The sequence below is a fragment of the Gordonia ajococcus genome (genome assembly GCF_012974285.1).
Classification (GTDB): domain Bacteria; phylum Actinomycetota; class Actinomycetes; order Mycobacteriales; family Mycobacteriaceae; genus Gordonia; species Gordonia amicalis.
Window position 1 is genome coordinate 1,791,541 of record NZ_CP052884.1, and the last position, 24,027, is coordinate 1,815,567.

General features: G+C 68.3%; 24 protein-coding genes and 1 pseudogene. 13 read left to right on the forward strand and 12 right to left on the reverse strand.

Annotated elements, in window-relative coordinates:
• The first annotated feature begins 3 nt into the window (after positions 1 to 3).
• On the forward strand, positions 4 to 1,242 hold the full coding sequence (locus tag GAA2_RS08230) for an IS256 family transposase (RefSeq protein WP_159405424.1): 1,239 nt from the start codon (positions 4 to 6) through the stop codon (positions 1,240 to 1,242).
• A 67-nt stretch (positions 1,243 to 1,309) separates the two neighbouring features.
• Here GAA2_RS08230 and GAA2_RS08235 read toward each other — a convergent pair.
• Positions 1,310 to 1,699 (reverse strand): annotated as a pseudogene (locus GAA2_RS08235) (cytochrome P450); the annotation flags it as partial.
• 172 nt (positions 1,700 to 1,871) lie between these two features.
• Here GAA2_RS08235 and GAA2_RS08240 point away from each other — a divergent pair.
• On the forward strand, positions 1,872 to 2,426 hold the full coding sequence (locus tag GAA2_RS08240) for a TetR/AcrR family transcriptional regulator (RefSeq protein WP_024497210.1): 555 nt from the start codon (positions 1,872 to 1,874) through the stop codon (positions 2,424 to 2,426).
• Positions 2,427 to 2,490: 64 nt separating this feature from the next.
• Here the strand turns inward: GAA2_RS08240 and GAA2_RS08245 are convergent, their stop codons facing one another.
• Genes GAA2_RS08245 through sdhC form a run of 4 tightly spaced genes read right to left on the reverse strand, consistent with a single transcriptional unit; the run spans position 2,491 to position 5,920 of the window.
• Positions 2,491 to 3,279, reverse strand: a complete 789-nt coding sequence (locus tag GAA2_RS08245; protein WP_024497211.1) for a succinate dehydrogenase iron-sulfur subunit — start codon at positions 3,277 to 3,279, stop codon at positions 2,491 to 2,493.
• Positions 3,279 to 5,033: a succinate dehydrogenase flavoprotein subunit gene (sdhA, locus tag GAA2_RS08250; RefSeq protein WP_191834890.1), complete on the reverse strand. Its 1,755-nt coding sequence runs from the start codon at positions 5,031 to 5,033 to the stop codon at positions 3,279 to 3,281. Before sdhA ends, GAA2_RS08245 begins: the two co-directional genes overlap by 1 nt.
• Before the next feature lie 14 nt (positions 5,034 to 5,047).
• Positions 5,048 to 5,503 (reverse strand): succinate dehydrogenase hydrophobic membrane anchor subunit, encoded by a 456-nt coding sequence (locus GAA2_RS08255; RefSeq protein WP_024497213.1) that lies wholly within the window; start codon positions 5,501 to 5,503, stop codon positions 5,048 to 5,050.
• A gap of 12 nt (positions 5,504 to 5,515) precedes the next feature.
• The gene (gene sdhC / locus GAA2_RS08260) at positions 5,516 to 5,920 is read right to left on the reverse strand and encodes a succinate dehydrogenase, cytochrome b556 subunit (RefSeq protein WP_051349539.1); all 405 of its coding nucleotides are present in this window, start codon (positions 5,918 to 5,920) and stop codon (positions 5,516 to 5,518) included.
• Positions 5,921 to 6,145: 225 nt separating this feature from the next.
• Here sdhC and GAA2_RS08265 point away from each other — a divergent pair, with 225 nt between their 5' ends.
• From GAA2_RS08265 to GAA2_RS08275, 3 genes are read left to right on the forward strand one after another with little or no spacing between them, the layout of a single operon-like run.
• Positions 6,146 to 6,550, forward strand: coding sequence for a cytidine deaminase (locus GAA2_RS08265; protein ID WP_024497215.1), 405 nt, complete (start codon positions 6,146 to 6,148; stop codon positions 6,548 to 6,550).
• Positions 6,547 to 7,893: a thymidine phosphorylase gene (locus GAA2_RS08270; protein ID WP_024497216.1), complete on the forward strand. Its 1,347-nt coding sequence runs from the start codon at positions 6,547 to 6,549 to the stop codon at positions 7,891 to 7,893. The genes GAA2_RS08265 and GAA2_RS08270 overlap by 4 nt, the downstream gene beginning before the upstream one ends.
• Positions 7,890 to 8,999, forward strand: coding sequence for an adenosine deaminase (locus tag GAA2_RS08275; RefSeq protein WP_024497217.1), 1,110 nt, complete (start codon positions 7,890 to 7,892; stop codon positions 8,997 to 8,999). Before GAA2_RS08270 ends, GAA2_RS08275 begins: the two co-directional genes overlap by 4 nt.
• 96 nt (positions 9,000 to 9,095) lie before the next feature.
• Here GAA2_RS08275 and GAA2_RS08280 read toward each other — a convergent pair whose 3' ends face one another.
• From GAA2_RS08280 to GAA2_RS08290, 3 genes are all read right to left on the reverse strand, one after another.
• Positions 9,096 to 10,370, reverse strand: coding sequence for a hypothetical protein (locus tag GAA2_RS08280; protein ID WP_024497218.1), 1,275 nt, complete (start codon positions 10,368 to 10,370; stop codon positions 9,096 to 9,098).
• 78 nt (positions 10,371 to 10,448) lie between these two features.
• Entirely contained in the window at positions 10,449 to 11,405 is a 957-nt protein-coding gene (locus tag GAA2_RS08285; protein ID WP_024497219.1) for a C40 family peptidase, read from the reverse strand.
• Entirely contained in the window at positions 11,405 to 11,761 is a 357-nt protein-coding gene (locus GAA2_RS08290; protein ID WP_024497220.1) for a type VII secretion target, read from the reverse strand. The genes GAA2_RS08285 and GAA2_RS08290 overlap by 1 nt, the downstream gene beginning before the upstream one ends.
• Positions 11,762 to 11,865: 104 nt before the next feature.
• Between GAA2_RS08290 and upp the strand changes: the two genes are divergently transcribed.
• Complete coding sequence (gene upp, locus GAA2_RS08295; RefSeq protein WP_035760054.1) at positions 11,866 to 12,489, forward strand: uracil phosphoribosyltransferase; 624 nt, start codon at positions 11,866 to 11,868, stop codon at positions 12,487 to 12,489.
• Positions 12,490 to 12,528: 39 nt separating this feature from the next.
• Here upp and GAA2_RS08300 read toward each other — a convergent pair whose 3' ends face one another.
• Positions 12,529 to 13,197 carry a hypothetical protein gene (locus GAA2_RS08300; protein ID WP_024497222.1) on the reverse strand — a complete coding sequence of 223 codons (669 nt, stop codon included), beginning with the start codon at positions 13,195 to 13,197 and terminating at the stop codon, positions 12,529 to 12,531.
• Between the two features lie 58 nt (positions 13,198 to 13,255).
• Positions 13,256 to 14,059, reverse strand: coding sequence for a purine-nucleoside phosphorylase (locus tag GAA2_RS08305; RefSeq protein ID WP_024497223.1), 804 nt, complete (start codon positions 14,057 to 14,059; stop codon positions 13,256 to 13,258).
• A 101-nt stretch (positions 14,060 to 14,160) separates the two neighbouring features.
• Between GAA2_RS08305 and GAA2_RS08310 the strand changes: the two genes are divergently transcribed.
• Both GAA2_RS08310 and GAA2_RS08315 read left to right on the forward strand, forming a co-directional pair.
• Positions 14,161 to 14,862 (forward strand): enoyl-CoA hydratase/isomerase family protein, encoded by a 702-nt coding sequence (locus GAA2_RS08310; protein ID WP_024497224.1) that lies wholly within the window; start codon positions 14,161 to 14,163, stop codon positions 14,860 to 14,862.
• Positions 14,859 to 16,094 (forward strand): amidohydrolase, encoded by a 1,236-nt coding sequence (locus GAA2_RS08315; RefSeq protein ID WP_024497225.1) that lies wholly within the window; start codon positions 14,859 to 14,861, stop codon positions 16,092 to 16,094. Before GAA2_RS08310 ends, GAA2_RS08315 begins: the two co-directional genes overlap by 4 nt.
• 30 nt (positions 16,095 to 16,124) lie before the next feature.
• Here the strand turns inward: GAA2_RS08315 and GAA2_RS08320 are convergent, their stop codons facing one another.
• On the reverse strand, positions 16,125 to 16,607 hold the full coding sequence (locus GAA2_RS08320) for a gamma-glutamylcyclotransferase (protein ID WP_006434525.1): 483 nt from the start codon (positions 16,605 to 16,607) through the stop codon (positions 16,125 to 16,127).
• A 331-nt stretch (positions 16,608 to 16,938) separates the two neighbouring features.
• Here GAA2_RS08320 and GAA2_RS08325 point away from each other — a divergent pair, with 331 nt between their 5' ends.
• From GAA2_RS08325 to GAA2_RS08335, 3 genes are all read left to right on the forward strand, one after another.
• Positions 16,939 to 18,342 carry an NAD(P)H-quinone dehydrogenase gene (locus GAA2_RS08325; RefSeq protein ID WP_006434530.1) on the forward strand — a complete coding sequence of 468 codons (1,404 nt, stop codon included), beginning with the start codon at positions 16,939 to 16,941 and terminating at the stop codon, positions 18,340 to 18,342.
• 82 nt (positions 18,343 to 18,424) lie between these two features.
• On the forward strand, positions 18,425 to 19,762 hold the full coding sequence (locus GAA2_RS08330) for a hypothetical protein (protein WP_035760056.1): 1,338 nt from the start codon (positions 18,425 to 18,427) through the stop codon (positions 19,760 to 19,762).
• Positions 19,756 to 20,196: a hypothetical protein gene (locus GAA2_RS08335; protein ID WP_006434532.1), complete on the forward strand. Its 441-nt coding sequence runs from the start codon at positions 19,756 to 19,758 to the stop codon at positions 20,194 to 20,196. The genes GAA2_RS08330 and GAA2_RS08335 overlap by 7 nt, the downstream gene beginning before the upstream one ends.
• Before the next feature lies 1 nt (position 20,197).
• Here the strand turns inward: GAA2_RS08335 and glpK are convergent, their stop codons facing one another.
• Positions 20,198 to 21,685: a glycerol kinase GlpK gene (gene glpK, locus GAA2_RS08340; protein WP_024497227.1), complete on the reverse strand. Its 1,488-nt coding sequence runs from the start codon at positions 21,683 to 21,685 to the stop codon at positions 20,198 to 20,200.
• Between the two features lie 75 nt (positions 21,686 to 21,760).
• Between glpK and glpD the strand changes: the two genes are divergently transcribed.
• Both glpD and GAA2_RS08350 read left to right on the forward strand, forming a co-directional pair.
• The gene (gene glpD / locus GAA2_RS08345; protein ID WP_024497228.1) at positions 21,761 to 23,503 is read left to right on the forward strand and encodes a glycerol-3-phosphate dehydrogenase; all 1,743 of its coding nucleotides are present in this window, start codon (positions 21,761 to 21,763) and stop codon (positions 23,501 to 23,503) included.
• Positions 23,504 to 23,596: 93 nt separating this feature from the next.
• Positions 23,597 to 24,019, forward strand: a complete 423-nt coding sequence (locus GAA2_RS08350; RefSeq protein WP_024497229.1) for a pyridoxamine 5'-phosphate oxidase family protein — start codon at positions 23,597 to 23,599, stop codon at positions 24,017 to 24,019.
• Positions 24,020 to 24,027 lie beyond the last annotated feature (8 nt).

Genomic DNA, 24,027 nt, shown 5'->3' on the forward strand with positions numbered 1-24,027 from the left:
GCGATGACCCACGATCATTCTGCCTTGCTCGCCCAGCTCGATGCACTTACGGCCGCTGATTCCGGCGCGGTGTTCGCCGAGTTGATCCGAGCGGGCCTACAAGCCCTGATCGAGGCCGAGGCCAGCGAGAAAATCGGTGCCGGCCGCTATGAGCGTTCCGCGGAACGCTCGACTCACCGTAACGGCCACCGCACCAAGACCGTGTCAACGACCTCGGGTGATGTCGAGGTCAAGATCCCCAAGCTACGATCCGGGTCGTTCTTCCCGAGCCTGCTCGAACGACGCAGACGCATCGACAAAGCACTGCACGCAGTGGTGATGGAGGCCTACGTCCACGGCGTGTCCACGCGCTCGGTCGATGACCTCGTCAACGCCCTCGGCGTGTCCTCGGGCATCTCCAAGTCCGAAGTCTCCCGCATCTGCGCCGGCCTCGACCAGGAAGTGGCCGCGTTCCGCGAGCGCTCGCTGACCCACACCGAGTTCCCGTACGTGTTCGCCGATGCCACTTTCTGCAAGGTTCGCGTCGGTGCCCACGTGGTGTCGCAAGCGTTGGTCGTGGCGACGGGAGTGTCGATCGACGGCACCCGTGAAGTGTTGGGTACCGCAGTCGGCGACTCGGAGTCCTTCGAGTTCTGGCGTGAATTCCTCGCCTCCCTCAAAGCGCGGGGTCTGTCTGGGGTGCATCTGGTCATCTCCGATGCCCACGCCGGATTGAAAGCCGCTGTGGCCCAACAGTTCACCGGCTCATCGTGGCAGCGATGCCGGGTTCACTTCATGCGGAACCTGCACGGTGCGGTGTCAGCAAAACAGGCACCCGTGGTGACCGCGGCGGTCAAGACCATCTTCGCTCACACCGAGCCCGCCGAGGTCGCCGCGCAGTGGGACCAGGTCGCCGACACCCTGGAATCGTCGTTCCCGAAGGTGGCGGCGATGATGGCCGATGCCAAACCCGACGTGCTCGCGTTCACCGCGTTCCCACACGCGCACTGGCAGAAGATCTGGTCCAACAATCCCATCGAACGGCTCAACAAGGAGATCAAACGCCGTGCCGATGTCGTCGAGATCTTCCCCAACCCCGCCGCGTTCCTGCGGTTGGCGACCGCGGTCGTGATCGAGGCCCACGACGAGTGGCAAGTCACCCGCCGCTACCTCTCCGACATCAGCATGGCCGAACTTCGCAAAGTCATCGCCGCCAAACATCAAGCCACCGAAACAGTCGACGAAACACGCCAAATCGCCTAACATTCACCACGACTCGTTGATCACAACGCGTGGCTCACGCCGGTCCGAAGTCCACCACCCCAAGGGGCGCTATCGTCCAGTCGATCGTGTTCCCGTTCAGTCCCTCGGTCCACGCGGTGTCCACCACCTCGGCGACATAGGGCTCCATCGCACGGATACGTGCCGGCGTCAGTGACGGCATGACCAGCGACCGGTGGAGCCGGTGCCGTGGACCGTCCGCGGTCGCCAGTACGTGCATCGCGTCGCCGAGGCCGGCCACCGGGAACTCCGAGACCGACCCGTCCTCGTGGCAGACCATGGTGGCGGTCAGGTTCGACGAGAACTCCTGAGGTCGGCGCACCACGTCGGCGATGAGTTCCCAGGAGCCGACGGCGAAGAACGGGGAGTCGCCGATCCGCTGGACCGGGAATCCGCTGTGGAAGCGCGACAGGAAGGCGGGATCGTCGAGTGCGAGCATTCTCTCAGCGTCGCCGACCGGCATGCAGGGGGCAACGATTCCTACGAAGTCGATACGCGGGGTCTGCCGTTGCGGGTCGCCGTGTCTCACAGATGGGGCCTGACCTGGGTGAAAAGGGCCTCACGGAGGGGTTATCTGTCTCATGATGAGAATCGGCGACGGAGGGAGTGGGATGTCGGACTGGCTCGTGGGCGACGATCGTGGTGAGGCGGCACGAAGGCGGCTCGTCTCCCATGCCGCCGCGCTCATCGCCGCGCGTGGACTCGAGGCGTTCAGCGTCGACGAACTGGCTCGTCGCGCGCACTGCTCGCGCGCGACGATCTACCGCCATGCCGGTGGCCGCACGGCGCTCGTCGAGGCGGTGTTGTCGTCGACCGCCGCCCCGGTCCTGGAGTCGATCCGCCACGAGGCGGCGGGCACCGCAGGCGTGGAGCGTGCGCGGATCGCGATCACCGCTGCGCTCCGCGCACTGCGCGGGGACCGGGTGATCCGCCAGTTCCTCCGTCCGGCGAACCTCATTGCGTCGACCCCGACCGTGCTCGCGTCGCCGACGGTGCTGGCCGTGGCCGCGGAACTCATCGGCATCGACCCCGAGGACACCGTCGCCGCGCGGTTCGCCATCCGGTCGGTGCTCACGATGCTGCTGTGGCCCGCCGCGCCCGAGGAGGAGGCGGAGCTGGTGGACTCGATCGTCGCGGGCGTCTTCCACGGCAGGGCGCCCGGATGAGCAACGGCCCGCACCGAAATCGGTGCGGGCCGTTGCCGGGCTGCAGAGAAAAGCGTTGAATCCTCTAGCGCGAGAACATCAGTGCGCGCTTGACCTCCGAGATCGCCTGCGTGACCTGGATGCCACGGGGGCATGCGTCGGTGCAGTTGAAGGTGGTGCGGCAGCGCCACACACCGTCGACGTCGTTGAGGATGTCGAGACGCTCGACGGCGCCCTCGTCACGGCTGTCGAAGATGAAGCGGTGCGCGTTGACGATCGCGGCGGGGCCGAAGTAGGAACCCTCGGTCCAGAACACCGGGCAGCTCGTGGTGCAGCACGCACAGAGGATGCACTTGGTGGTGTCGTCGAAGCGGGCGCGGTCGCTCTGGCTCTGGATGCGCTCACGGGTGGGCTCGTTGCCCGAGGTGATCAGGAACGGCTTGATCGCGCGGTACGCGTCGAAGAACGGCTCCATGTTGACCACGAGATCCTTCTCCACCGGAAGACCCTTGATGGGCTCCACGGTGATGGTGATCTCCTTGGACTTGTCCTTGGGGAGCATGTCCTTCATCAGGAGCTTGCAGGCCAGACGGTTGACGCCGTTGATGCGCATCGCGTCGGAACCACACACGCCGTGTGCGCAGCTGCGGCGGAACGTCAGGGTGCCGTCGAGGTAGCCCTTCACGTACAGCAGCAGGTTGAGCAGACGGTCGGTCGGCAGCGCCGGGACGCGGAAGCTCTCGAAGCCCTGGGCGTCCGGATTCTCCGGGTTGAACCGGAAGATCTTGAGCGTGACCATGGTGGCCTCGTCGGGCACCGGGGGCAGCGGCGGCTCGTCGGAGGAGGGTGCGGGCTTGTCCAGAACAGATGTCATCAGTACTTACGCTCCATCGGCTCGTAACGGGTCTGCACCACGGGCTTGTAGTCCAGCTCGATGTCCGAGAGAAGGTCGGTGCCCTTCTTGTAGGCCATGGTGTGACGCATGTAGTTCACGTCGTCACGATCGGGGTAGTCCTCGCGTGCATGGCCGCCACGCGATTCCTTGCGGTTGAGTGCGCCGACCACGGTGACCTCGGCCATCTCGAGCAGGAAGCCCAGCTCGATGGCCTCGAGGAGATCGCTGTTGAAACGCTTGCCCTTGTCGTGGACCTTGATCTGGGCGTACCGCTCCTTGAGCGCGTGGATGTCGGTCAGCGCCTGCTTGAGGGTCTCCTCGGTCCGGAACACCGAGGCGTTCGCGTCCATCGACGCCTGCAGCTCGGTCCGGATGTCGGCGACGCGCTCGTGGCCGTGCTCGGACAGGAGCAGTTCCAGCCAGCCGTCGACCATCTCGGTCGGCTTCTCCGGGAGGTCGGCGAACTCCGCGTTGTTGGCGTACTCGACGGCGGCGATACCGGCGCGGCGACCGAAGACGTTGATGTCGAGCAGCGAGTTGGTGCCGAGGCGGTTGGCTCCGTGCACCGACACGCAGGCACATTCACCGGCGGCGTACAGACCGTGCACGACCTCGTCGTTGTTGCGCAGCACCTGACCGTCGACGTTGGTCGGGATGCCACCCATGACGTAGTGGCAGGTCGGGAACACCGGCACGTACTCGGTGACCGGGTCGACGCCGAGGTAGGTGCGCGCGAACTCGGTGATGTCGGGGAGCTTCTCGTTGAGGACGTCCTCGCCGAGGTGGGTCACGTCGATGTAGACGTAGTCCTTGTTCGGTCCGGCACCGCGGCCCTCCAGTACCTCGAGAACCATCGAGCGGGCGACGATGTCGCGGGGCGCGAGGTCCTTGATGGTGGGGGCGTAACGCTCCATGAAGCGCTCGCCGTCGGCGTTGCGCAGGATGCCGCCCTCACCGCGCACGGCCTCCGAGATGAGGATGCCGAGGCCGGCCAGGCCCGTCGGATGGAACTGGTGGAACTCCATGTCCTCGAGGGGCAGGCCCTTGCGGAAGATGATGCCCATGCCGTCACCGGTGAGGGTGTGGGCGTTGGACGTCGTCTTGTACATGCGGCCCGAGCCGCCGGTCGCGAAGACGATCGACTTGGCGTGGAAGACGTGGATCTCGCCGGTGGCGAGTTCGTAGGCGACGACGCCGGTGGCGACCTGCTCGCCGTCTTCGTTCTCGGTGAGGCAGATGTCGAGGGCGTAGAACTCGTTGAAGAACTCGACGTCGTGTTTGACGCAGTTCTGGTACAGCGTCTGCAGGATCATGTGACCGGTGCGGTCGGCGGCGTAGCAGGCACGACGCACGGGCGACTTGCCGTGGTCGCGGGTGTGCCCGCCGAATCGACGCTGGTCGATCTTGCCCTCGGGGGTCCGGTTGAACGGCAGACCCATCTTCTCCAGATCGAGCACCGCGTCGATGGCCTCCTTGGCCATGATCTCGACGGCGTCCTGATCGGCGAGGTAGTCACCACCCTTGACGGTGTCGAAGGTGTGCCACTCCCAGTTGTCCTCCTCGACGTTGGCCAGCGCGGCGCACATGCCGCCCTGAGCCGCGCCGGTGTGGCTGCGGGTGGGGTAGAGCTTGGTCAGAACCGCGGTGCGGGCGCGCGGTGCGGATTCGATCGCCGCGCGCATCCCGGCGCCGCCGGCGCCCACGATGACGACGTCGTAGCGGTGTTCCTGCATGTTGTTGGTCTCCTTTAGCCGACGCTGTTGACGTCGAAGGTGAGGATCGCGTAGGTGCCCAGCACGAGGGTCAGGATCATCGACACGGCCAGCAGCACGTTGAGCCAGAAGCGGGTCGAGTCCTTGCGCGAGTAGTCGCCGATGACGGTGCGGACACCGTTGCCGCCGTGCAGCTGGGCCAACCACAGCATGGTCAGGTCCCAGATCTGCCAGCCGGGGGAGCTCCACCGCGCGGCGACGAACGAGGCGTCGATGCGGTGCACACCGCCGTCCCAGGCGAGCATGATGAACATGTGGCCGATCGTCAGGAAGACGAGGATCAGGCCGGAGAAGCGCATGAACATCCATGCGTTCTTCTCGAAGTTCCCGCCCTTGGGCTTGCGGGGCGAACGAGGGTTGTCCAGGCTGGCCGGACGGTCGTGTTCCTTGCCAAGGGTCTTCGCGACACCGGTGGCTTCCGAGGTGGTCATCTCTGGTGTCTCCTACAGGTGGCTGAACATGATCTGCAGCAGGCGGACGGCGCCGGCGGCGAACACGACGACGAACAGGGTCATGGCGACCCACAGCATCTGACGCTGGTACTTGGGGCCCTTGGCCCAGAAGTCCACCAGGATCAGGCGCACGCCGTTGAAGGCGTGGAACAGGACGCACGCGACCAGGGCGATCTCCATGAGACCGATGATCGGGGTCTTGTAGGTTTCGATGATCTCGTCGTACTGGTTGGGATCGACGCGGATGACCGCGGTGTCCAACACGTGTACGAACAAGAAGAAGAAGATGGTGACGCCTGTGATGCGGTGCAGGACCCAGGACCACATGCCCGGGTCGCCGCGGTACAGGGAACGTCGACGCACCGGGTCAGGTGCGACTTCGGTCGAGGTGCTCATCGGAAAAGTGGCCTCCAACATCGTCGATGGACGCGTCGAATCGGCATGCTCCGACTCGACCATGGACCCATGACAAGAGACTCTAAACCCATGCCCATTGCGGTGATAAATTGCCCGAACCGATCTGAGGCACAAGACATTACGACTTAGGTTTGCCTTACCCAAGCTTTGGCGGCGATGAATTGCGCATGTCCGGTTGGTTACACCATTTGCCAGGAGGTGGGCGTGCATACCGAAATACCGTGGAATGTCCTGCGACACAGTGCAACTGAAATGTTGTCCCGTGCCTACGCGCCGTACTCGCACTACCCGGTGGGGGCGGCGGGCGTCACCTCCGAGGGGCGTGTCGTGGCCGGCTGCAATGTGGAAAATGTCTCATACGGCCTGGGTATCTGTGCCGAGGTCGCGCTGGTCGCGCAGCTGATCTCACAGGGTGACCGGTCCCTGCGTGCGGTGACGGTCACCGATGCCTCCGGGAAGATCCTGATGCCGTGCGGGCGGTGCCGGCAGGTCCTCCTCGAGCACGGAGGCCACGAACTCCTCGTCGACCACCCCGCCGGTCCGCGTCCGCTCTCCGACCTCCTGCCGGACGCGTTCGGTCCCGACGACATCGCGGAGGTCGTCTCGTGACCTCCTCGCTCGAGGCTGCGAGCGACGAGGTCATCCACGCCGTCTCGGTGATCGCCACCAAGCGTGGGGGCTTCGAGCTCAGCGACGCGCAGATCGCCTGGGTGGTCGACGGCTACACGCGCGGCGAGGTCGCGCCGGAACAGATGTCGTCGCTGTTGATGGCCATCTACCTGCGCGGCATGAACCGGCGGGAGATCGCGACCTGGACCCGGGCGATGATCGACAGCGGACGCCGGATGGATCTGACCGGCCTTCGCCGCGACGGACGTCCCCTCACCACCGTCGACAAACACTCCACGGGCGGCGTCGGGGACAAGATCACGCTGCCCCTGACGCCTCTGGTCGCATCCTTCGGAGTCGCGGTTCCGCAGCTGTCCGGCCGCGGCCTGGGTCATACCGGCGGCACCCTGGACAAGCTGGAATCCATCCCCGGCTGGCGGGCCGAGGTGAGCACCGAGGAGATGTTCGCCCAGCTCGAGCGGGTGGGTGCGGTCATCTGTGCCGCGGGCGCGGATCTCGCTCCCGCCGACCGTAAGCTCTACGCGCTCCGTGATGTCACCGGGACGGTCGAGTCCATCCCGCTGCTGGCGACCTCGATCATGAGCAAGAAGATCGCCGAGGGCACCGGAGCCCTTGTCCTCGACGTGAAAACCGGCTCGGGCGCCTTCCTGCCCGACGAATCCGATGCGCGTGAACTGGCGTCGACGATGGTCGAACTCGGACACGACGCGGGGGTCGACACCCGGGCGCTGATCACCGACATGAGCGTTCCGCTGGGCCTGGCGGTCGGCAATGCGGTCGAGGTCGCCGAGTCGGTCGAGGTGCTCGGCGGCGGTGGGCCGGCCGACGTCGTCGAACTGACCCTGGCACTGGCCCGGGAGATGCTCGACGCCGCGGGTCTGCCCGACGCCGACCCGGCATCGCACCTCGCCAACGGCCGGGCGATGGACTCCTGGCGGTCGATGATCGCCGCGCAGGGTGGCGACCCGGATGTTCCGCTGCCGGTCGCCCGGCACCAGGACGTGGTCACCGCCGATCGCGACGGCATCGTGGCGGGTATGGACGCGCGCGCGGTCGGGGACGCCGCGTGGCGGCTGGGCGGCGGACGGTCGAAACCGGGGGAATCGGTCTCGGCCGAGGCGGGTGTCATCATCCACGCCAAACCCGGCGATCCCATCCGCGCCGGTCAACCGCTGTTCACGTTGCACACCCAGGATGAGGAACGGATCGCCGGCGCGCGCTCGAGCCTCGACGGTGCGGTGCGGATCGAGGACGGGGACACCGACAGGCGCGGCGCCGGCGACCGGCCGCTGATCATCGATTCCGTTAGGTTCAGAAGATGACGACGCTGGATCCGGCGCACCTCACCCTCGCGCCCAAGGTGCTTCTCCACGATCATCTCGACGGCGGGCTGCGGCCGGCGACCGTCCTGGAACTCGCGCACGAGGTCGGTTACGACGGGCTGCCGGTCGACGACGCGGCCGGGCTCGCGCGTTGGTTCCGCGAGGCCGCCGACAGCGGGTCCCTCGAGCGCTATCTGGAGACCTTCACCCACACCGTCGCCGTCATGCAGACCGCCGATGCTCTCGAACGGGTGGCGCGTGAGTGTGTGGAGGACCTTGCCGACGACAACGTCGTGTACGCCGAGGTCCGCTACGCACCCGAACAGCATCTCGAGGCCGGGCTCACGCTCGACGAGGTCGTCGAAGCGGTTCTGCGTGGCTTCGCCGACGGCGAGCGGATCGTCGCCGACCGTGGAAAGCGCATCAGCGTGCGATGTCTGGTCACCGCCATGCGTCACGCGGCACGGTCGCGGGAGATCGCCGAGCTCGCGGTGCGCTACCGCGAGCGCGGCGTCGTCGGCTTCGACATCGCGGGCGCCGAGGCCGGCCACCCGCCGACCCGTCATCTCGATGCTTTCGAGTACATGCGGGCGAACAGTGCGCCGTTCACCATCCACGCGGGCGAGGCGTTCGGCCTGCCGTCGATCCACGAGGCCATCGGCTTCTGCGGCACCGACCGTCTCGGGCACGGCGTGCGGGTCTTCGACGACATCGAACTCCCCGAAGGCGTTGACCTCGCCGCCCATTCCTTCGCCGGCGCGAAGCTCGGCCTGATCGCGAACGTCGTGCGCGACAAGCGGATTCCGCTCGAGCTGTGCCCGAGTTCGAATGTGCAGACCGGCGCGGTCGCGTCACTCGCCGAGCATCCGTTCAACGTGCTGGCCCGACTCCGGTTCCGCGTCACGGTGAACACCGACAACCGGCTCATGGGTGACACCACGATGAGCAAGGAGTTCGGACTGCTGGCCGATCAGTTCGGTTACGGCTGGGCCGATTTCGAGCGATTCACGGTCAACGCGATGAAGTCGGCGTTCATCCACTTCGACGAACGTCTGGCGTTCATCGACGACGTGATCAAGCCGGGCTACGCGGTGCTGCTGGGGTGACCTCGATACGGCCCTCGGGTAACCCCTCGGGCCTACTCGGCCGGCGGGGATGACGGCCCTCGGGTACCCCCTCGGGCCTACTCGGCCGGCGGCGGATCAGCCCTTCTTGACGAGCCGGTTCTCGAAGTCGTGCTCGAGTGCGCGCCACGCCTCGGCCTCGTTGTCGAACGGTCCGCTCGGGGCCATCCGCTTCGGGTCGGGGTTGACGGTGTAGTCGACGAACCAGCCGAGGGGGGTGGACGATCCCAGTGCCTCGTTGACGGTGTCGTCGCCGGCGTAGTCGGCTGCGTCGCTGAACAGTTCGACGGCCAGGTCGAGCTGGTCGCGGTCCATGCGGCGCGGGCCGTCGGCGATGTCCTCGGCGAGACCGGGCAGCACGTACACGTTGTCGTCGATGACGTCGAACTCGAGCGAGCCGTTGGTCGCCTCGGTGCGGATGTCCTCGAACGTCGACAGGTCGGACAGGTCATGGCTGTTGTCGTCGGCGAGGAAGCGGGAGAGTGCCCGCGCCGAGGTGAACACGAAGATCTTGCCCTTGGCGCCGAGGAAGACCGGGTCGTCGCCGAGGTAGCAGCGCAGCGTCAGGTACTCGTTGCCGCGCGTGACGATCTTGATCGGGTCGATGCCGACCGACGCCCAGAAATCGTCGTCGTCGTAATCGTCGTCCTCATCTTCTTCGTCTTCGTCGTCTTCGTCCTCGGCCTCGTCGTCCGCGGACTCGACGATCTCGATGTCGTCGTCGTCTTCCGGCTCGTCCTCGTCCTCCGCGGAGGCGGCGGCCTCGAGTTCGGCTTCGGCGGTCTCCACGGCCTTGGCGTCGACCTTCGGCGTGGTGATGACCTCGTCGATCGCGTCGAGGACGTCGTCCCAGTGCTTCGCGATGAGACGTCCGATGCGCACCCACAGGTCGAGGCCCTCGCGGCCCTCGAAGTTGCGCGTGCCGGTCGTGACCGCACCCAGGATCGGGTTGCCGTTGAAGAACTTCGTGATCGCGGTCAGCTCGCAGACCTCACCCAGGATGCGCACGATCTCGAGTGCGTCCTCGAGTTCGGCGATGACCTCAGGGGTCGGGTCCTCGGCGGCCAGCTCCGGCACGCCCACCAGGTCGTAGGTGTGGCGCTCGTCCGGCACCAGCTCGTCGGCCTGCACGCCGACGATGGTCGGCCACGCCGGATGCTCGACGAGGTCGTTGTCGTCGTTGGTGCGGATGAAGGCCGCGAGTTCGGCGACGCCGGGCAAGACGTAGAGATCCTCGTCGAGACCGAGGAACGCCTCCCACTCGTCGTCACCCTCCCGCCAGCGGGGTGCCCACAGGGTGAAGCTGTTTCCGTCGGTGAGTCCGAGCTCAATCGGGACGATGTCTCCGGCCATGGGGACACAGCCTAGCGATTGATCGCCGTGGATCCAGTAGTGCCCCCACAGACGCCGAACGGTACTCGCGCCGCATCGTCACCGCGGCCGGAAGAATCCCTCGAAGGTCTGGTCCAGATTGGCGGTCCGAACCGGTGAGACACCCACCGGATCGCCGGCCTCGATCATCTGATCGTTGCCGATGTACATCGCCACGTGGCCGGACCACACGGCGAGATCGCCCGGCTGTAATTGCGCCCGGGACACGCGGAATCCGGCGGTGTCCTGATCCTGGGCCAGGCGGGGGAGTTCGAGGCCGGCCTGCCGATACGCCCAGCGCGTGAAACCGCTGCAGTCGAATCCGGCGGGCGTCGTCCCGCCCCAGACATAGGGAACACCACGCTGACTCAACGCCGCCCGGACGGCTTTCGCCGCTCGCTCGTCGGGCGCGTACGCCACCGAACCGTCGGGGAGGGTGATCGGCACGCGTCCGGATGCCGGGGATTCCGAATGCCGCTCGCCCGGCGGTGCGGCGGTCGTGACCGCGGCGGGCGCGATCCGTCGGCCCAGGGAAGCCATCGCGTCGGTGTCGGAGCGGAGGTCGGCGCGTGTGCGGGAGACGATCTCGAGGCCGCGTCCGAGGTGCTCGGCCGCCACCGGCAGCATCGTCAGCAGTCCGGCCGGCGTGAACAATTCGCTCCCGAACGCGCGGGCACGACGTTCGAGCGAATCCACCAGGGCGCCGAGTTGGGTCGACGCCGACCGGACCTTGCTCCCGGCGCTCTCGACGAGGCGGGCGAATTCGTCGGCGTCACCCGTCAGCGCGCCCATGCTCTGCTGCAGTCCGACGGCCGCGTCGGTGGCGGCGTCCGCGCCGGACCCCTCCCAATGCGGGCGGACGGCTTCGGTGGCCGCCACCGACCCACGGCGCGCGGCGTCGACGGCCGACGCGGCGGACCGGATCGTCTGTGCCGGATTGCCCGGCGCCAGGACGCCGGTGCCGAGTGCGCCGACGAGCAGGCGCAACGGTTCGATGAAGAGCTCTACACCGGGCATCACAGGGTGAACTCCCGGTCGGCGGCCGCGCAGTCGCAGTCGAGGTAGCCTTCGTCGGCGCGCCGGGTGGCCGACGCCAGTTGTTCCTGACGTGCCGCGGTCGTCTCGATGCTGCGCCGGTGGATCTGCAGGAACTCGACCACCGCGGCGAGGAACTCCGCGCCGATGATCCCGAACGTGATCGCGAGGTCGACCAGTGCCGCTTCGTCACCGGCACGATCACCGAGCAGAGCGCCGCCGGCACTGTGGGCTGACGAAAAGTCTTGCAGTGCCGCGGAATCCGTCCGCAGTGTGGTACCCGGGGTGTGGTCGGGAGGCGTGAGGGCGGCGGATGAGGTCGTGGATCGCGGGCTCATGGGATTCTGACGCGGCGGACGCCTGTTCGGTTCCATCGGACACCCGACGCGGCTCACGGCACGCACTGCGCATGCGGACGGACCCAGGAAATACTCTGGTCGCCATGGAACGCCTGATCGTCGATCATCCCCTGGCCGCCGCGCGTCTGACGACGATGCGAGACGAGACCACCGACAACGCCGGATTCCGTGCGGCGCTGTCGGATCTCACCCAGATGCTCATCTATGAGGCGCTGGCCGGTGCGCCGCGTGTCGACATACAGATCAAGACGCCGCTGGTCCCGTACACCGGATCGCGTCTGGCGACGCCGCCGCTGCTCGTGCCGGTCCTGCGAGCGGGTCTGGGAATGGTCGAGCAGGCGCATGCGATGGTGCCCGAGTCCCGGGTCGGCTTCGTGGGCATCGCCCGCGACGAGGAGACCGCACAACCGGTGCCGTATCTCGAGTCGCTGCCCGAGGACCTCTCCGGACTTCCGGTCTTCGTGCTCGATCCGATGCTCGCGACCGGAGGGTCGATGCTGCACACGATCGAACTGCTCGTCGCGCGCAACGCCACCGACATCACCGCGGTCTGCGTCGTCGCGGCGCCGCAGGGCGTGGCCCTTCTGGAGGAGTCGGGCCATCCGTGCCGACTGGTCGTGGCGGCGATCGACGAGGGACTCAACGATGTCAACTACATCGTGCCGGGGCTCGGCGACGCCGGCGATCGTCAGTTCGGGCCGCGCTGACGGGGTTCGTGCCGAGGGTGGCGGCCGGTCGCGAGCGGTTCAGCCGGGCAGCGACCAGTAGGCGAGCATCGGTTCGTTCGTCAGCACCGAACCGCCCTCGACGATGGTGAGACTCGCGGGGGACACCAGATAGCGGACCGCTCCGTTGCGCGCCTCGAAGGTGTTGCCGACGCGGGTCGGGAACTGCAGCTCGATGCCGCCCTCGGGTGCCTGGCCCTTGTAGTACCAGCGACCCGTCTGGTTCCCGACCTGGCAAATGACCACGCGGGACCGTGAGGTCTGACCGATCGCGACGGCCGGGTCGTCGGCCGCGTTGCAGCGCGGACCGGTGACGAACCCCTGCCAGTCGGCACCCGTCACGGTCGGGGTCGGACGGTTCGGCACCGGTGACTGGGTCGTCGTGACGGTCGTCCGGGGAGGTGTCGGGGACCGGGTGACGGTGCTCGTGATCGTCGCGGGCTCCGGGGTGGTGGTGGTCGCGGCGGTCGTGTCGGCGGACTCCTCGTCCGACGGGATCAGGAGAAATGCGGCGAGCACCCCCGCCACCACCAGCAGGACACCGGCGCCGATCGCCACCAGGACCGCGGGCGACGTCCAGGGCGAGCGCGGCGGTTGCGGTGGCGGACCCTGCGGATAGCCACCCGCCCCATAGGCGCCCGGGTACCCGCCAGGCGGGTAACCGCCGGAACCGTCGGGTGGATAGGTCATGGTGCTCCTCGAGATCTGTCGGGACTACTCGGGTGAGGATTCGGCGTCGGGATCGGTTCTACAGCTCGCCGATGATCTGGGCGAGCAGCTCACCCATGCGTGTCGCCGACGCACGCCCGACGTCGAGCACCTCGGTGTGGCTGAGGGGTTCGCCGGTGATCCCGGCGGCCAGATTGGTTACCAGCGAGATCCCGAGAACCTCGAGTCCGGCCGCCCGGGCCGCGATCGTCTCGTGCACGGTCGACATGCCGACCAGGTCGGCTCCGAGCGTGCGGAGCATCCGGATCTCGGCCGGGGTCTCGTAGTGCGGTCCGGGCAGACCGGCGTAGACACCCTCCGCGAACGACGGGTCCACGCGACGGGCGATCTCCCGCAACCGCGGAGAGTAGGCGTCGACGAGGTCGACGAACTGTGCGCCGACCAGCGGAGAACGAGCCGTCAGATTGAGGTGGTCGGAGATCAGGACCGGCTGACCCACCGACATGTCCTCGCGCAGCCCGCCGGCCGCGTTGGTGAGCACGACCGTGTGGACGCCGGCCGCGGCCGCGGTACGTACCGGGTGCACGACGCGTGCGAGATCGTGGCCCTCGTAGGCGTGAATCCGGCCGAGGATCAAGAGGACTCGGCGGTCGCCGACGCGGACCGAGTGGATCACTCCGCCGTGACCGGCGGCCGCGGGCGGGGTGACGCCGGGGATCGAGGACATCGGCAACGAACGGATCGGTGCGCCGAACGCGTCGGCCGCCGGCGCCCACCCGGAGCCGAGGATCACGGCCACATCGTGTGCGGCGGCGTCGGTCTCGGCGGCGATGGTGGCGGCCGCGACGATGGCTGCGGCGTCGGCGTCGGCAGTGGGATCCATGCGCCAACCCTAAACGGTGACCCCGACGCCGGTGCGGCACCGCGGCATCGTGCGACGGCCGTGCCCGGAGGGGACTCGTCACGGGGCGATAGGGTCAGGCCATGCCATATCTCAACGAGGTCGGGGAGGTCGTCGAACTCCAGCTCGGGGCCACAGGCGCCGAACTCGACGAGTCGAACCCCGAGAACCGCTTCCGTCTGGAATGGATCGACGAGGTGGAACGACTGCTCGGTGAGGTGAGCGCCGACCCGAGCCGCCCACTGGTGCTGACCGCGACCGGCAAGTTCTTCACCAACGGGCTCGACACCGACCACATCGTCGCCGCGCCGGATCAACTGCCCGCATACCTCGACCGCGTGCACTCGCTGTACGCCACGATCCTCACGCTCCCCGTCCCGACCGTCGCCGCGATCAACGGCCACGCGTTCGGTGCCGGCGCCATGCTCGCCCTCTGTACCGACCATGTGCTGATGCGCACCGAACGTGGTTTCTGGTCCCTGCCCGAGGCCGCGTTGAACATGCCCTTCACCCGCGGCATGTCGACACTCCTGCGCACGCGGCTCACCGATCGGGCCGCGACCGAGGCGATGTACACCAGCCGGCGGTACGGCGCCGCCGAGGCCGCCGCGGCGGGGATCGTCGACGAGGCGGTCGAGGCGGAGCGGCTGACCGCCCGCGCCGCCGAGGTCGCCGCTTCGCGCGCGGCGACGGCCGGCCCCAACCTCGCCCTGATCAAACGAGGCCTGCGCGGACCACTGCTCGACGACCTCGCCGTTCCGACTCCGGCAGGGGTCCTGTCGTGACCGGCGTGACGGCGGACAGACTCCCCGACGCGTCGCGCATCATCGACGCGTGGCTGGCCGCCCACGGCCCCGAGCTCATCGCGTGGCGGCGCGACATCCACGCACATCCCGAGCTGTCCCGGCAGGAGGTGCGCACCACCGAGCTGGTGATGGCCGAACTGTCGGCCGCCGGTCTCGACCCTCGCCGGCTCCCGCTGGGCACCGGCGTCGTCTGCGACCTCGGTCCCTCCGGTGAACCGCGGATCGGTCTGCGCGCCGACATGGACGCCCTGCCGGTCACCGAACACACCGGCCTCCCGTTCACCTCGACCGTCGAGGGCGCGTCTCACTCCTGCGGACACGACGCCCACACGGCGATCCTGATCGGCGTGGCCAAACTCCTGGCCTCGGCCGGTCCGCTGCCCGTGGGTGTCCGGCTGATCTTCCAGGCAGCCGAGGAGGTCATGCCCGGTGGCGCGCTCGACGCCATCGAAGCCGGGGTGACCAGCGGGCTCGGGCGCATCTTCGCGCTGCACTGCGATCCGCGTCTGCCCGTCGGCACCGTCGGCCTGCGATCGGGTCCGCTGACGTCGGCGGCCGACCACATCGACCTGCAACTCCACTCCGCAGGCGGACACACCTCCCGCCCGCACCTGACCGGCGACCTGATCTACGCGATGGGCACCGTGATCACCGGACTGCCCGGCGTGCTCTCGCGGCGCGTCGACCCCCGATCGGGCACGGTGATGGTGTGGGGTGCGGCCAATGCCGGGAGCGCCGCCAACGCCATCCCGCAGGAAGGCCGGATGCGCGGCACGGTCCGCACCGGTGACCACGACACCTGGGCGGCACTGGAACCGTTGGTCCGCAGCGTCGTCGGCGAACTCCTCGCGCCGCTCGGCGTGCGCTACGACCTCTCCTACTTCAGAGGCGTTCCGCCCGTCGTCAACGACGAGATCGCGGTGGGCATGCTCGAACGCGCGGTCGCCGCGATCGGCCCCGAGACCGTCGCCGCCACCCCGCAGTCACCCGGCGGCGAGGACTTCTCCTGGTACCTCGAGCAGGTTCCGGGCGCGATGGCCCGACTCGGCGTGTGGGACGGTTTCGGTCCGCAGGTCGACCTGCACGCCCCCAACTTCGACCTGGACGAACGCGCCCTCGCCATCGGCGTCCGCACGCTCGCCGGGGTCGTACTCAACGCACGCAGCGCTGCCGGCGAACCGCCGGAACTGACGCCGCCGTTCGCGCCCTAGAAGACCTCAGGGTTCGACGGGCCCCGGACCTCAGGGTTCGACGGGCCCAGGCCCGGGCCCGACGTTGCGCGACTCGCGCAACCGCAGGTCCTGGACGTAGTCGGCGGGAGCGCCGGCGATCTCCGCGGCCTCGGCCATGACGCCGAGGTAGCGGGCCGAGGGGAGTCCGCCCTCGTAGGCGTCGAGCACATACAGCCAGGCCAGCACGGGGCCGTCGGCGGTGTCGACGCGTGCGCGGATCTTGCGGTGGATGCCGAGCTCGGAACCCTCCCACCGGTCGAGGAGTTCCTCGTCTTCGGTCGTCACGTCGTACAGGACGACGAAGACACGGGCGTCGGGGTCATCGCGGTCCTCGGTGACCGTCGCCAGGGAACCCTCCCAACCGATGTCGCCGCCACCGAAGGTCAGGCGCCACCCGCGTAGCCATCCGGTACCCGACATCGGCGAGTGCGGCGCGCGTTCCGCCATCTGCTCGGGATGCATGTTGGATCCGTAGGCTGCGTAAATCGGCACGGGTGGAGCCTAGTGGGTCGGCGGCGAGTCCGGAAGGCGACAGGCAGGAGGCGAGTAGTGGCGTACGCCGCATGCGGGGCCACCCGAGGAGTGCCGCGGGACGATCAGGACTAGGTTGTTAGGTGGCGCGACACCACGTGACGGTCCGCCACATCAGAGCGACGCACCACCCCGCGAGGCTCGACCCAGTCGGATCAGCAGTCGGACACCAGCCAGTCGGACGCCCGCCGGTCCGGCACCAACCAGTTCGCCCATTCGACAACACCACGCCGGGCGCACGGTGCCCCACGAAGGCCGCCGCGACGAGACCGGTGAAGGACAGGAGTGCACAGTGACCAGGATCGTCATCATCGGCGGTGGACCAGCGGGTTATGAGGCGGCGCTCGCCGCGGCCGCGTACGGCGCCGACATCACGGTGATCGATTCGGACGGGATCGGTGGCGCCTGTGTGTTGTGGGACTGCGTCCCGTCGAAGACCTTCATCGCCTCCACCGGTATCCGTACCGAGGTGCGTCGCGCCGTCGACCTCGGCATCAACATCAAGACCGACGACACCCTGGTCACCCTCCCGCAGATCCATCAGCGCGTGCGCGACCTCGCCTTCGCCCAGTCCGCCGACATCAAGTCGCGACTCCTCAGTGAGGGCGTCAAACTGGTCTCCGGTACCGCCGTTCTCGACGAGACGCAGGTCGGCGTCTCGACCCACTGCGTCGTCGCGACCCTCGCCGACGGCAGCACCGAGCGCTACGACGGTGACGTCGTGCTGATCGCGACCGGCGCGTCGCCGCGCATCCTGCCCGACGCGCAGCCCGACGGCGAACGCATCCTCACCTGGCGTCAGCTCTACGACCTCGAAGAACTGCCCGAGCATCTCGTCGTCATCGGTTCCGGTGTCACCGGCGCGGAGTTCGTCCACGCCTACACCGAACTCGGTGTGAAGGTGACGCTGGTGTCGAGTCGTGACCGCGTGCTCCCGCACGAGGACGAGGACGCCGCCCTGGTGCTCGAGGATGCGCTCGCCGAGCGCGGCGTCGAACTCGTCAAGCACGCGCGTGCCGACAAGGTCGTCCGCGACGGCGACACCGTCACCGCGCATCTCGCCGACGGGTCCACCGTCACCGGCAGTCACGTGCTGATGACCGTCGGCTCCATTCCCAACACCGCGAACCTCGAACTCGAGCGTGCCGGGGTCGAGGTCGACAAGGGTGGCTACATCCGGGTGGACCGGGTGTCGCGGACCTCGGTGCCCGGAATCTACGCGGCCGGCGACTGCACCGGCTTGCTGCCGCTGGCCTCGGTGGCCGCCATGCAGGGTCGCATCGCCGTGTACCACGCCCTGGGCGAGGGCGTCAGCCCGATCAAGCTGAAAACCGTTGCGTCGGCGATCTTCACGCGTCCGGAGATCGCCACCGTCGGGGTCTCGCAGAAGGCCATCGACGCCGGCGAGTACCCCGCGCGCACGGTGATGCTGCCGCTGGCGACCAATCCGCGCGCCAAGATGAGCGGGCTGCGTCGCGGATTCGTGAAGATCTTCTGCCGTCCGGCCACCGGCGTGGTGATCGGTGGTGTCGCGGTGGCGCCCAACGCCTCCGAGCTCATCCTCCCGCTGGCCCTCGCGGTGCAGAACAAACTGACCGTCGGCGATCTCGCGCAGACGTTCTCGGTGTACCCGTCGCTGTCCGGTTCGATCACCGAAGCCGCGCGTCAGCTCGTCCGGCACGACGATCTGGACTGACACCTCGTCGGGCGGCGCGATCACGGTAGGGTCGTACGAATCCGCCCGGAACCGGGCGCACCGCGACGTAGGGGGAGATGTCGTGACAGGGCCCGTTGCCGACCCGTTTGCGCAGAACAACCGGGGTGTGTCGAACGCGCCGTCGTTCGGCGGGGGACGCACCGACTGGGCCGGCATGGGCATCGACGAGATCATCGACACCCTCCGCACCATGGATCCCGGCCGGGCCTCCGGTGACGTCGAGACGATCCTCAAGGCGATCGAGGCGGTGCGCCGCGCGTCGGATCGCATGGCGGCGATGTTCGGCGACGAGCTGCTCGGCCTCGCCTCCGATGCCGCCCTCGATGCGGGAAAGGCGTTGTCCGACGCCATGCAACGGAGTCTGGAGACGGCCACCGTGGTCGGCGAGGCCCTGAGCACCGCCGTCGGGATCGTCGGTGCGACACGGGGTCAGGAGGGGCGGTTGCGAGAACTGCAGCAGCACCTCCGCGACAACCCCGAGGACGCTCCGGTGGTGCGGTTCGAGGCGGACCGCACCATGTCGGGCACGTACTCGTCACCGATGCAGCGTGTCCAGCACGCGCTTCCGGAGCCCACCGGGCCCGACGACCTGGTGCGCGGGATCGGCGGCATGTCGTCCGCGGCCGGCCCGGGGTCCGGATCCGAGACGCCGCGCGGTCAGGCGGCGAACACCGTCGACGCCGGAGACTTCGGCCGTTCCGGTGGCGCCACGGTCCCGGTCGCGACCGGTGGGCCGGGCCCGGGACCGACGGGAGGTGGGCCCACACCGGTCACGCCGGTCTCGTCGTCCTCCTCGCCGTCGGGATCGTCCGGCCGCCGGGATGTCGACGACCCCGACGGACTGCTCCGCGGCGGTCAAGGCACACCGGGCGGCGTCGGCGCGCACGGTGTCGCCGGTGCCGGACGATCTGGGGCCGAGCGCGGAAACGGTTCTGACAGAGCGGGTTCCGGGATCGCGGCCGGAGTTCCGATCACCCCGGTGGGCGGGCCGCTACCGCTGACGCCGTCGTCGCCCGGAGTCGCCACGCCGACGACGTCGACGCCGCCGGCCGCGAGTGCTGCGGGACCACGTGCGGGGATCGCACCACCGGTGGGCCCCGCCGGTGCGCCGCCCACGGCCCGCCGGCCCGGCGCCGAGGACGACGACAAGCACAAGGCGGCGCCCTACCTGAACAACCGAGAGCACGGCGCGGAGATCGTCGGCGACCTGCCGCTCGTCGGGCCGCCGGTGATCGGCGACTGGATTCCGCACATGGTCCCGGCCGCACCGGAGGTCGCACCCCCGCAGCCGACGCCGGGTGAAGAGATCGCTCCGGCGGTTCGGCACCCCGGTACCGCCGACGCGGGTACCGGCGGAGGCGAGGAACCGTCGTCGACGACACGTGGCCGGACATGCTGAGCCGGGTGGACAGGCTGCCCGGCGGTGTCGCCCGGCTCGCCTCCGCCGTGCCCGACGAGGACATCATCCGGTGTCTGCATCTGCTGGTAGCCACCGTCATGGACGTGACCGGAGCGTCGACACCCGAGGTCCGCGACGTGATCCGCCAGTGGCGCCAGCAGGGGAGTGCCGAGCCGGCGGGCGTGGCGTCGTTGAGGGTGGTTGCCGCACAACACGATTTCGATTCGTTCGCCCACCAGCGACGCGGTGACACCGATCGTCAACTCGACAGCTTCCGCCGTGCCCGAGCTGTTGACTGCGTCCTCGCCGCGATGTCGGTGTCGACGGCCGCGGAGGCACCGCGCACCGCTCTGCGGGAGGCTGCGTACGAAGCCGCCGCCGCGCTCGGGGGCACCGCGGGTGTCGTCGGGGTTCTCGCCGACTACGTCGCCTGATTCACGCCAGATCGAAGCTGCGCTCGACGGCGCGATTCCATTCGCCGTACAGGCGTTCCCGCTCTTCTTCGGCCATGGCGGGTTCCCAGCGTTTGTGTTCGGCCCAGTTCGCGCGGATGTCGTCCTCGCTCTCCCAGAACCCCGCCGCCAGACCGGCCGCGTATGCCGCACCCAGTGCCGTGGTCTCGTTGACCACGGGCCGGACGACCGGGACGTCGAGGATGTCGGCCTGGAACTGCATGAGCAGTTCGTTGACCACCATCCCGCCGTCGACCTTGAGCGTGGACAGCTCGATGCCGGCGTCGGCCTGCATCGCCTCGATGACCTCGCGGGTCTGGAAGGCGCTGGCCTCCAACGCAGCCCGGGCCAGGTGGCCCTTGTTGACGAAGCGTGTCAGACCGACGATCAAACCGCGGGCGTCCGAGCGCCAGCGTGGCGCGAAGAGGCCGGAGAACGCGGGTACGAAGTAGGCGCCGCCGTTGTCGTCGACCTCCGCGGCCAGCTTCTCCACATCCGACGACACCGGGAACAGGCCGAGATTGTCCCGCAGCCACTGGATGAGCGAGCCGGTCACCGCGATGGACCCCTCGAGCGCATAGCGCGCCGGCTCGTCGCCGATGCGGTAACAGACCGTCGTCAGCAGGCCGTGCTCGCTGAAGACCGGCTCGGTTCCGGTGTTGAGCAGCAGAAAGTTACCGGTCCCGTAGGTGTTCTTGGCCTCGCCGGGTGACAGGCAGGCCTGGCCGAAGGTGGCGGCCTGCTGGTCGCCGAGGATGCCGGTCAGCGGGACGCCGGGGAGTGGTCCGTTGCCTCGCAGCGCGCCGAAGTCGCCGGACGAGCTGCGGATCTCGGGCAGCATCGAGATCGGGATGCCCATCTCGTCGCAGATCTCCTCATCCCAGCTCAGCGTCCGCAGATCCATGAGCATGGTGCGCGAGGCATTGGTGACGTCGGTGACGTGCTGCCCGCCGTCGACTCCGCCGGTCATGTTCCACGCGATCCAGGAATCCATTGTCCCGAAGCACAACTCGCCGGATTCGGCGCGCTCGCGAAGCCCATCGACGTTGTCGAGCAGCCAGCGGATCTTCGGTCCGGCGAAGTAGGTCGACAGTGGCAGGCCGGTGCGTTCGCGGTAACGGTCGACGCCGGCGTCGCCGGCGAGTTCGGTGCACACCTCGGCGGTGCGGGTGTCCTGCCACACGATGGCGTTGTGGACCGGCCGTCCGGTCTCGCGGTCCCAGATCACCGTGGTCTCGCGCTGATTGGTGATGCCGCAGGCGACGATGTCCTTGGCGGTCAGGTCGGCCGAGGCCAGTGCGGCGGCGCCGACTCGGCGGGTGTTGCGCCAGATCTCGGCGGCGTCGTGTTCGACCCAGCCGGCCCGCGGGAAGATCTGTTCGTGTTCGAGTTGTTCCACCCCGACGACGCGTCCCTTGCGGTCGAAGATCATCGCCCGGGTCGAGGTGGTGCCCTGGTCGATCGCCGCCACATAATTGCCTGAACTGCCCACGCCGTCAGTGTCGCACGCTGTGGTGTGGGCCGGAATCAATTAGGCTCGGCGAACATGAACACCGAGTTCAACCCGGACCGGCCGGCGGACATGGGGTCGCACTACCACGCCGAGGCGTGGCGGCGGTTCGGTGACGAACAGTTCGACATCGTGGTGATCGGTGGCGGGGTGGTCGGGGTCGGCGCCGCGCTCGACGCCGCCACACGCGGTCTGCGGGTGGCGCTGGTCGAGGCGCGCGACATCGCCTCGGGGACCTCGAGCAGGTCGTCGAAGATGTTCCACGGCGGCCTCCGTTACCTGGAACAACTCGAGTTCGGTCTCGTCCGTGAGGCCCTCAGGGAGCGCGAGCTCTCGCTGCGCTTGCTGGCCCCGCACCTGGTGAAACCCCTCCCGTTCCTCTACCCGCTCACTCAGCGGGTCTGGGAGCGGCCGTATGTGGCGGCGGGAATCTTCCTCTACGACCGCATGGGCGGCGCCAAATCGGTGCCGGGCCAGCGCCATGTGACACGATCGGGCGCGCTGCGCGTGGCTCCGGCACTCAAGCGCAACTCGCTCATCGGCGGAATCCGGTATTACGACACGGTCGTCGACGACGCCCGGCACAGCCTCACCGTGGCCCGCACCGCGGCCAACTATGGCGCGGTCATCCGCACTTCGACGCAGGTGATCGGCTTTCTCCGCGAATCCGACCGCGTACTCGGAGTGCGCGTGCGGGACACCGAGAGCGGCGACGTCACCGAGGTGCGCGCCCACTGCGTCATCAACGCCGCCGGGGTGTGGACCGACGAGGTCCAGGCGTTGTCCAAGCAGCGCGGTCACTTCAAGGTGCGCGCGTCGAAGGGCGTGCACATCGTGGTGCCGCGCGACCGGATCGTCAGCGAGACCGCGATCATCCTGCGCACCGCCAATTCGGTGCTGTTCGTGATCCCGTGGGAGACCCACTGGATCATCGGCACCACCGACACCGACTGGAACCTCGACCTCGCACATCCGGCCGCCACCCGTGCGGACATCGACTACATCCTGGAGCGTGTCAACGAGGTGCTGGTCACCAAGCTGACCCACGACGACATAGAAGGCGTGTACGCCGGTCTGCGGCCGCTGCTGGCCGGTGAGGACGACGAGACGTCGAAACTCTCGCGCGAGCACGCCGTCGCCACCGTTGCGCCGGGATTGGTGGCGATCGCGGGCGGCAAGTACACCACCTACCGGGTGATGGCCGCCGACGCCGTCGAAGCCTGCAACGACTTCATCCCCACCCGCGTAGCGCCGTCGATCACCGAGCGGGTGCCGCTCCTCGGCGCCGACGGGTACTTCGCGCTCATCAACCAGTGCGAGCATCTCGGACAGCGGTACGGCCTCCACCCGTACCGGATTCGACGACTGCTCAACCGTTACGGCTCGCTGATCGACGACGTTCTCTACTACGCGTCCGAGGACAGGTCACTGCTCGCACCGCTGGGCGCGGCGCCGCAGTATCTCCGCGTCGAAGTGGTCTACGCGGCGGTCGCCGAGGCCGCACGGCATCTCGAGGACGTGCTGGCGCGGCGTACCCGTATCGCGATCGAGTACTCCCATCGCGGCGTCGACTGTGCCGACGAGGTCGCCGACCTGCTCGCCCCGATCCTGGGCTGGACCACCGAACAGCGCGACTTCGAGGTCGCGACCTACATCGCCCGGGTCGAGGCCGAGGTGGCCTCGCAGCAGCAACCCGACGACGACTCGGCCGACGCCCTGCGGGCGGCCGCACCCGAGGCGCGGTCGGAGATCCTGGAGCCGGTGCCCGTCCCCGAGTGAGACCGCCGGCCACCCGGCGAACTCGGAGACTTTGTCCTCTGTCGCCACCGTCTCTCGTAGAGGATCATCGAACTGGGGAAGAAGGGACTGATCATGATGGAGATGCCGGTTCAGATACTCGCTCCGGAAGAAGCCTGGGAGTTGCTCGGCTCCGGGGAGCTGGGACGGATAGCGTTGAGCGTCAACGACACTCCCGACATCTTCCCGGTCAACTACTATGCGGCGGACGGGAAGATCACCTTGCGTACGGGTGAGGGGACCAAACTCGCCGAGGTGGTCGTGAACAACCGGGTGGCGTTCGAGTCCGACGCCCACACCGACACCGGTGGGTGGAGTGTGGTGGCCAAGGGCTCGGCGCGGATTCTGTCCGCACTGAGTGAGATCGAGGCCGCCGACCGGTTGCCGCTGCGTCCGTGGATCGCGACGGTCAAGTACAACTACGTGGAGATCGCGGTCGAGGAGATCACCGCGCGTCGTTTCGAGTTCGGACCCGAACCCGAACGCTACCCCGTCTGACACCGCGA

Excerpts from the sequence above, each read along its gene's own strand:
- sdhC (WP_051349539.1), bottom strand. The coding sequence starts at position 5,920 with ATGAGCACCTCGACCGAAGTCGCACCTGACCCGGTGCGTCGACGTTCC.
- GAA2_RS08310 (WP_024497224.1), top strand. The coding sequence starts at position 14,161 with ATGCCATATCTCAACGAGGTCGGGGAGGTCGTCGAACTCCAGCTCGGG.
- GAA2_RS08335 (WP_006434532.1), top strand. The coding sequence starts at position 19,756 with ATGCTGAGCCGGGTGGACAGGCTGCCCGGCGGTGTCGCCCGGCTCGCC.
- GAA2_RS08305 (WP_024497223.1), bottom strand. The coding sequence starts at position 14,059 with ATGGATCCCACTGCCGACGCCGACGCCGCAGCCATCGTCGCGGCCGCC.
- GAA2_RS08350 (WP_024497229.1), top strand. The coding sequence starts at position 23,597 with ATGATGGAGATGCCGGTTCAGATACTCGCTCCGGAAGAAGCCTGGGAG.
- GAA2_RS08285 (WP_024497219.1), bottom strand. The coding sequence starts at position 11,405 with ATGCCCGGTGTAGAGCTCTTCATCGAACCGTTGCGCCTGCTCGTCGGC.
- GAA2_RS08245 (WP_024497211.1), bottom strand. The coding sequence starts at position 3,279 with ATGACATCTGTTCTGGACAAGCCCGCACCCTCCTCCGACGAGCCGCCG.
- upp (WP_035760054.1), top strand. The coding sequence starts at position 11,866 with ATGGAACGCCTGATCGTCGATCATCCCCTGGCCGCCGCGCGTCTGACG.
- GAA2_RS08255 (WP_024497213.1), bottom strand. The coding sequence starts at position 5,503 with ATGACCACCTCGGAAGCCACCGGTGTCGCGAAGACCCTTGGCAAGGAA.
- GAA2_RS08300 (WP_024497222.1), bottom strand. The coding sequence starts at position 13,197 with ATGACCTATCCACCCGACGGTTCCGGCGGTTACCCGCCTGGCGGGTAC.
- GAA2_RS08275 (WP_024497217.1), top strand. The coding sequence starts at position 7,890 with ATGACGACGCTGGATCCGGCGCACCTCACCCTCGCGCCCAAGGTGCTT.
- GAA2_RS08240 (WP_024497210.1), top strand. The coding sequence starts at position 1,872 with ATGTCGGACTGGCTCGTGGGCGACGATCGTGGTGAGGCGGCACGAAGG.
- GAA2_RS08230 (WP_159405424.1), top strand. The coding sequence starts at position 4 with ATGACCCACGATCATTCTGCCTTGCTCGCCCAGCTCGATGCACTTACG.
- GAA2_RS08280 (WP_024497218.1), bottom strand. The coding sequence starts at position 10,370 with ATGGCCGGAGACATCGTCCCGATTGAGCTCGGACTCACCGACGGAAAC.
- sdhA (WP_191834890.1), bottom strand. The coding sequence starts at position 5,033 with ATGCAGGAACACCGCTACGACGTCGTCATCGTGGGCGCCGGCGGCGCC.
- glpD (WP_024497228.1), top strand. The coding sequence starts at position 21,761 with ATGAACACCGAGTTCAACCCGGACCGGCCGGCGGACATGGGGTCGCAC.
- GAA2_RS08290 (WP_024497220.1), bottom strand. The coding sequence starts at position 11,761 with ATGAGCCCGCGATCCACGACCTCATCCGCCGCCCTCACGCCTCCCGAC.